The sequence below is a fragment of the Streptomyces sedi genome (assembly GCF_006335015.1).
Classification (GTDB): Bacteria; Actinomycetota; Actinomycetes; order Streptomycetales; family Streptomycetaceae; genus Streptomyces; species Streptomyces sedi.
Window position 1 is genome coordinate 455910 of sequence record NZ_VDGT01000002.1, and the last position, 7900, is coordinate 463809.

General features: G+C 75.5%; 1 protein-coding gene. It reads left to right on the forward strand.

Annotated features, from left to right (window positions below; all coding sequences use genetic code 11):
- The first annotated feature begins 33 nt into the window (after positions 1-33).
- Entirely contained in the window at positions 34-7848 is a 7815-nt protein-coding gene (locus FH715_RS04725; protein WP_139640949.1) for a type I polyketide synthase, read from the forward strand.
- Positions 7849-7900: the final 52 nt, after the last annotated feature.

Genomic DNA, 7900 nt, shown 5'->3' on the forward strand with positions numbered 1-7900 from the left:
ACCACGTACTCCACCAAGAGGGGTAGCACGCACATGTCGCACGACGACAAGGTCCTCGACTACCTGAAGCGCCTGACCGCCGACCTGCGGCAGACCAGGCAACGGCTGCGCGACGTCGAGGAGCGGGCCAGCGAGCCGATCGCCGTCGTCGGCATGGCCTGCCGCTTCCCCGGCGGCGTCGCCTCGCCCGAGGACCTGTGGCGACTGGTCGCCTCGGGAACGGACGCCGTGGCGGAGTTCCCCACCGACCGCGGGTGGGACGTCGATTCGCTCTACGACCCGGACCCGGCGCACCCCGGCACCACCTACAGCCGGCACGGCGCGTTCCTCACCGACGTGGGCGGCTTCGACGCCGACCTCTTCGGGATCTCGCCGCGCGAGGCCCTGGCGATGGACCCGCAGCAGCGGCTGCTGCTGGAAGCCTCCTGGGAGGTGTTCGAACGCGCCGGCATCGCCCCGGACAGCCTGCGCGGCAGCAGGGCGGGGGTCTTCGTCGGCACCAACGGGCAGGACTACGCGCCGCTGCTGACGGCGTCCCGGGAGAACGTCGACGGCTATGTCGGCACGGGCAGCGCCGCCAGCGTCATCTCGGGGCGGATCTCCTACACCTTCGGCCTTGAGGGCCCGGCGGTCACCGTCGACACGGCCTGCTCCTCCTCGCTGGTGGCGCTCCACCAGGCGGTCGCCGCGCTGCGTTCCGGCGAGTGCGAGCTGGCGCTGGCCGGCGGGGTGACGGTCATGTCGACGCCCGGCGTCTTCGTCGAGTTCAGCAGGCAGCGCGGGCTCGCCGTCGACGGCCGCTGCAAGGCGTTCGCCGACGGCGCGGACGGCACCGGCTGGGGCGAGGGCGTCGGGCTGCTGCTGGTGGAGCGGCTCTCCGACGCCCAACGCAACGGGCACCCGATCCTCGCGGTGGTGCGCGGCTCGGCCGTCAACCAGGACGGCGCGTCCAACGGCCTGACCGCCCCCAACGGCCCCTCCCAACAGCGGGTGATCCGGCAGGCGTTGGAGAGCGCGGGCCTGACCACGTCCGAGGTGGACGCGGTCGAGGCGCACGGCACCGGCACCACGTTGGGCGACCCGATCGAGGCGCAGGCGCTGCTCGCCACCTACGGCCAGGGCCGCACCGGTGAGCCGCTGTGGCTGGGTTCGGTCAAGTCCAACATCGGGCACACCCAGGCGGCGGCCGGCGTGGTCGGCGTCATCAAGATGGTGCAGGCCATGCGCCACGGGCAGCTGCCGCCGACGCTGCACGTCGACGCGCCGTCGACACACGTCGACTGGTCGTCGGGCGCCGTGGAGCTGCTGGCCGAGGCCCGCCCCTGGCCGGTGACCGAACGGCCGCGCAGGGCCGGGATCTCCTCGTTCGGGGTGAGCGGCACCAACGCGCACCTCATCGTCGAACAGGCCCCCGACGCGCCCCCGTCGGTCGCGGAGAACGCCCCGTTCCCGGCCGGCGCCGTGCTGCCCTGGCCGCTGTCCGCCCACGACCCGGCGGCGCTGCGCGCCCAGGCCGCGCTGCTGCGCCCCGCGCTCGCCGCACCCGACCCGGTGGACGCGGCGCGGGCGCTCACCACCGGCAGGGCGGCCCTGGCCCGCCGCGCGGTGATACTCGCCGACAGCCAGGACGCCCGGCTGGCCGCCCTCGACGCGCTGGCCGAGGGCCGGCCGACGCCGGACGCCGTGACCGGAACGGCCGACACCGGCTCGCTCGCGTTCCTCTTCTCCGGGCAGGGCGCCCAACGGCTCGGCATGGGCCGTGAACTCGCCGCCCGTTTCCCGGTGTTCGCCGAGGCGCTGAACGAGACGCTGTCCCACTTCGATCCGGCCGTGCGGGCCGCGCTCGACGGCGCGGACGAGGCGGCGCTGAACGAGACGGGCCTCACCCAGCCGGTGCTCTTCGCCGTCGAGGTCGCCCTCCACCGGCTGCTGACGGCGCTCGGACTGCGCCCCGAGGTGCTCGCCGGCCACTCCGTGGGCGAGCTGGCCGCCGCCCATGTCGCCGGCCTCTGGTCGCTGCCCGACGCGGCGAAGGTGGTCGCCGCCCGCGCCACCCTGATGCAGGCGCTGCCGCCCGGCGGCGCGATGGCCGCGATCCGGGCGAGCGAGGCGGAGATCACGCCCACCCTGACCGGGAACGTCGGCATCGCCGCCGTCAACGGCCCCACCTCCGTGGTGGTCTCGGGCGCCGAGGGCGACGTGGAGGCGGTCGCCGAACACTGGCGCGGCCAGGACCGCAAGGTCACCCGGCTGCGGGTCAGCCACGCCTTCCACTCCCCGCTGATGGACCCGATGCTGGACGACTACCGCCGGGTCCTGGAGGGCGTCGGCTACGACATCCCGACCCCGCCCCTCGTCTCCACCCTCACCGGCCGCCTCGCCACCGCCGAGGAGCTGGCCGACCCCGAGTACTGGGTGCGGCAGGCCCGCCAGCCGGTGCGGTTCGCCGACGCCGTGACCGCGTTGACCGCCGAGGGCGTCACCACCTTCGTCGAGGTCGGGCCCGGCGGCACGCTCGCCGCGCTCGGCCAGGAGACCGCGCCCGACGCCGCGTTCGTCCCCACGCTCCGCGGCGACAGAGGCGAGGAGACGGCGCTGCTGACCGCGTTGGCCAGGGCCCACGTGCGGGGCGTGCCCGTCGACTGGACGGCGCTGCTGGGCCCCGGCCGCGGGCGCGTCGAGCTGCCCACCTACGCCTTCCAGCGGGAACGGTTCTGGCCCGAAGGCCCGGCCCTCGTCGGCGGCGCCACACCGGTCGGCGCGGCACCCGACAGCGCGCGGCCGTCCCGCCGGGACGCCGCCGCCGACTCCCTCGCCGCCGCCGGCTCCGCGCTGGCCCGCTCGCTGGCCGGCCTGACCGCGACCGACCGCGCGCGGGCGCTGCGGGAACTGGTCCGCACCCACGCCGCCCTCGTCCTCGGCCACGGCACCGCCAGTTCCGTCGCCGCCGAACGGCCCTTCAAGGAACTCGGGTTCGACTCGCTGACCGCCGTCGAGCTGCGCAACCAGCTCACCGAGGCCACCGAGCTGACCCTGCCGGCCACCCTCGTCTTCGACTACCCGACGCCGGCCGCGCTCGCCGCGTTCCTCGACGCCGAGCTGACCGGCGCGCCCGACACCGGCCGGAACGCGGCGGGCCGGGTCGCCGCCGTCGACGAGCCGATCGCCATCGTCGGCATGAGCTGCCGCTACCCCGGCGGCGTCAACTCGCCCGAGGACCTGTGGCGGCTGGTGCGCGACGAGGTCGACGCCGTCACCGAGTTCCCCACCAACCGAGGCTGGGACACGGCCTCGCTCTACCACCCGGACCCCGACCACCAGGGCACCACCTACACCCGCTCAGGCGGCTTCCTCCACGAGGCCGACCGCTTCGACCCGGAGTTCTTCGGGATCTCCCCGCGCGAGGCCCTCACCATGGACCCGCAGCAGCGGCTGCTGCTGGAGACCTCCTGGGAGGCGTTCGAACGCGCCGGCATCGACCCGGAGGCGGCCCGCGGGCGCGACGTCGGCGTCTTCACCGGCACCAACATGCAGGACTACGGCACCCTGCTGGCCGCCAGCGGCGAAAGCGTCGAGGGCTACATCGGCACCGGCAACGCCGCCAGCGTCGTCTCCGGCCGCGTCTCCTACACCTTCGGCCTTGAGGGCCCGGCCGTCACCGTCGACACCGCCTGCTCGTCCTCGCTGGTCGCCCTGCACTGGGCCGCGCAGGCGCTCCGCCAGGGCGAGTGCTCGCTGGCGCTGGTCGGGGGCGTCGCGGTCATGTCGACGCCGGACTCCTTCATCGACTTCAGCAGGCAGCGCGGACTCGCCGCCGACGGCCGCTGCAAGTCGTTCTCCGACAGCGCTGACGGCACCGGCTGGGGCGAGGGCGTCGGCGTGCTGGTGCTCCAGCGGCTGGCCGACGCACGCCGCGAGGGCCACCGGGTGCTGGCCGTGGTGCGCGGCTCCGCCGTCAACCAGGACGGCGCGTCCAACGGCCTCACCGCGCCCAACGGCCCCTCCCAACAGCGCGTCATCCGCCAGGCGTTGGCCAACGCCGGACTGACCGGGGCCGACGTGGACGCCGTCGAGGCGCACGGCACGGGCACCACGCTGGGCGACCCCATCGAGGCGCAGGCGCTGCTCGCCACCTACGGCCGCGACCGGGACAACGAAACCCCCCTGTGGCTCGGCTCGTTGAAGTCCAACCTCGGCCACACCCAGGCCGCCGCGGGCGTCGCCGGCGTCATCAAGATGGTGATGGCGATGCGCCACGGCGTGCTGCCCCGCACCCTCCACGTCACCGAACCGACCCCCCAGGTCGACTGGTCGGCCGGCGCCGTCGAGCTGCTGACCGAGGCCCGCCCCTGGCCGGAGGCCGACCGGCCGCGCCGGTTCGGCGTCTCCTCCTTCGGCTTCAGCGGCACCAACGCGCACGCCGTCATCGAACAGGCGCCGGACACCGAGGAACCCCCGCACGCCGCCCCCGAACCGCCCGTGCTCGCGCTGCCGCTCGCCGCCCGCGGCGCCGACGTGCTGCCCGCCCAGGCCGCCCGACTCCACGCCCACCTGGGCGACCACCCCGAGCTGCCCCCGCTCGACGTCGCCCACACCCTGGCCGTCGGCCGCCCCGCCCTCGACCACCGCGCGGTCGTCCTCGGCCCGGACCGCGCCACCCTGCTCGACGGGCTCGCCGCCCTCGCCGAGGGCCGCCCCGCCGGCGCGCTCGTCACCACCGGCACCGCCAACGGGCAGCGCCTCGCGTTCCTCTTCTCCGGGCAGGGCAGCCAGCGCCTCGGCATGGGCCGCGAACTCGCCGCCCGTTTCCCGGTGTTCACCGAGTCGCTGAACGAGACGCTGGCCCTCTTCGACCCGGCCGTGCGGGCCGCGCTCGACGGCGCGGACGAGGCGGCGCTGAACGAGACGGGCCTCACCCAGCCGGCGCTCTTCGCCGTCCAGGTCGCCCTCCACCGGCTCTTCGAGTCCTGGGGCGTGCACCCCGACGTGCTGGCCGGCCACTCCATCGGCGAACTGGCCGCCGCCCACGTCGCCGGCCTCTGGTCGCTGCCCGACGCCGCGAAGGTGGTCGCCGCCCGCGCCGCCCTGATGCAGGCACTGCCACCCGGCGGCGCCATGGCCGCCCTCCGCGCCACCGAGGCCGAGACCCTCCCGACGCTCACCGACAACGTCGGCATCGCCGCCGTCAACGGCCCCACCTCCCTGGTCATCTCGGGGCCCGCACCCGACGTGGCCAAACTCGCCGACCACTGGCGGGCCGAAGGCCGCAAGGTGACACCCCTGCGCGTCAGCCACGCCTTCCACTCCCCGCTGATGGACCCCATGCTGGACGACTTCCGACGGGTACTCGAAGGCGTCACCTACGCCACCCCCACCCTCCCGATCGTCTCCACCCTCACCGGCGCACGCGCCACCCCCGAGGAACTCGCCTCCCCCGACTACTGGGTGCGGCACGCCCGCCAGCCCGTCCGGTTCGCCGACGCCGTCGACACCCTCGTCCACGAGGAGACCGACCTCTTCCTGGAAATCGGACCCGGCAGCACCCTCACCGCCCTCGGCCGCGAATCCGCGCCCGACGCCACCTTCCTGCCGACGCTCCCCACCACCGACCAGCCCGAGCCGCTCGCCGTCGCCACCGCCGCCGCCGGGCTGCACGTCCGCGGCGCCACCGTCCACTGGCCCGCACTCACCCCCGGTGGCCGCCACGTCGACCTGCCCACCTACGCGTTCCGCCGCGACCGGTTCTGGCCCAAGCCGCCCACCCGCCACACCACCGGCGGCGGCTCGGCCATCGACGAACGGTTTTGGGCCGCCGTCGCCGAAGGCGACCTCGGCGGCCTCGCCGACACCCTGGCCATCGCCCCCGACGCGCCCCTCTCCACCGTGCTGCCCCGGCTCTCCACCTGGCGACACGAACAGGCCGCCCACACCGCCGCCGACAGCTGGCGCTACCGCGCCACCTGGCGCGCCGTCGACGACGCCCCCGCCACCCTCACCGGCACCTGGCTGGTCATCAGCGACGACGGCACCGGCACCGAACCCGTGACCGCCGCACTCACCCGGCACGGCGCCCACGTCCACCCCCTGCACACCGGCGACACCCCCGACCGCGCCACGCTCGCCGCCCTGCTCCCCACCGACCAGCCGATCGCCGGCGTGCTGTCGCTCCTCGCCCTCGACCCGACCCCGCCGGCCGGCACCCTCGCCGCCACCCTCGCCCTCGTCCAGGCACTCGACGACCGCGACCTCGCCGCCCCCCTGTGGTGCGCCACCCGAGGCGCCGTCACCGTCGGCGCAGCCGACCCGCCCGCCCGCCCCGACCAGGCGACCCTCTGGGGCCTCGGCCGCGTCGCCGCCCTCGAACGCCCCGAAGGCTGGGGCGGGTTGATCGACCTGCCGGAAACACTCGACGCCCCGGCCGCCGCCCGCCTCGCCGGCATCCTCGGCCGCGCCCAGGGCGAGGACCAACTCGCGCTCCGCCCCGCCGGCGTCCACGCCCGCCGGCTGCTGCCCGCACCCCCCGGCCCCACCACCGACTGGCACCCCACCGGCACCGCCCTCGTCACCGGCGGCACCGGCTCCCTCGGCCGGCACCTCGCCCACTGGCTGGTCGACCGCGGCGCCCCCCACCTGCTGCTCACCAGCCGACGCGGCCCCGAAGCCCCCGGCGCCCAGGAACTGGCCGACGAGCTGACCGCACGCGGCGCCCGCGTCACCGTCGCCGCCTGCGACGCCGCCGACCGCGAAGCCCTCGCCGCCCTGCTCGCCACCATCCCCGACGACCAGCCGCTCAGCACCGTCGTGCACGCCGCCGGCGTCCTCGACGACGGCGTCCTCACCTCCCTCACCCCCGACCGGTTCGCCACCGTGCTCCGCCCCAAGACCGACGCCGCCGTCAACCTCCACGAACTCACCCGCGACCTGGACCTCACCGCGTTCGTCCTGTTCTCCTCCGTCGCCGCCACCTTCGGCGCCCCCGGCCAGGCCAACTACGCCGCCGCCAACGCCTACCTCGACGCGCTCGCCGAACACCGCGCCGCCGAAGGACTGCCCGCCACCGCCGTCGCCTGGGGCCCCTGGGGCGGCGGCGGCATGGCCGAGGGGCCACTCGGCGAAGCACTCCGCCGCCGCGGCCTGCCCCCGCTCGACCCCGAACGCGCCGTCGCCGCCCTCGACCGCGCCATCCGGCACGGCGCCCCCACCGAACTCGTCGCCGACGTCGACTGGGACGTGTTCACCCCCACCTTCACCGCCGTCCGCCCCAGCCCCCTGCTGAGCGAACTCCCCGGCGGCCGACCCGCCACCACCGGCCCCGCCGCCGACACCGGCCAACCCGCCGACCTGGCGAGCACCCTCGCCACCCTCCCCCCTGAGGAACGCGCCCGCGCCGTACTCGACCTCGTCCGCGAACAGGCCGCCGCCGTACTCGGCCACCAGGGCGGCCGAACCATAGAAGCCGAACGCGCCTTCCAGGACCTCGGCTTCGACTCCCTCACCGCCGTCGAGTACCGCAACATCCTCAACGCCACCACCGGGCTCAACCTGCCCGCCACCCTCGTCTTCGACCACCCCACGCCGGCCGCCCTCGCCGACCACGTCCTCACCGAACTCCCCGGCGGCCAGGGCCCGTCACTCGACACCGACCTGGACCGCCTGGAATCCGCGCTGTCCCTCCTCACCCCGGACGACACCCAGCACGCCGACATCGGCGCCCGCCTCCGCGCCCTGCTCGCCCGCTGGGAAGAGACACACCCCCACACCGAAGCCGCCGACACCGGGACGGACGCGCGCACCGCCTCCGCCGACGAACTGCTCGCGCTGCTCGACGACGAACTCGGTAGGTCCTGAAGCCATGCACACGCCTGAAGGGTCGCAACACATGTCGAACGAGCAGAAGTAC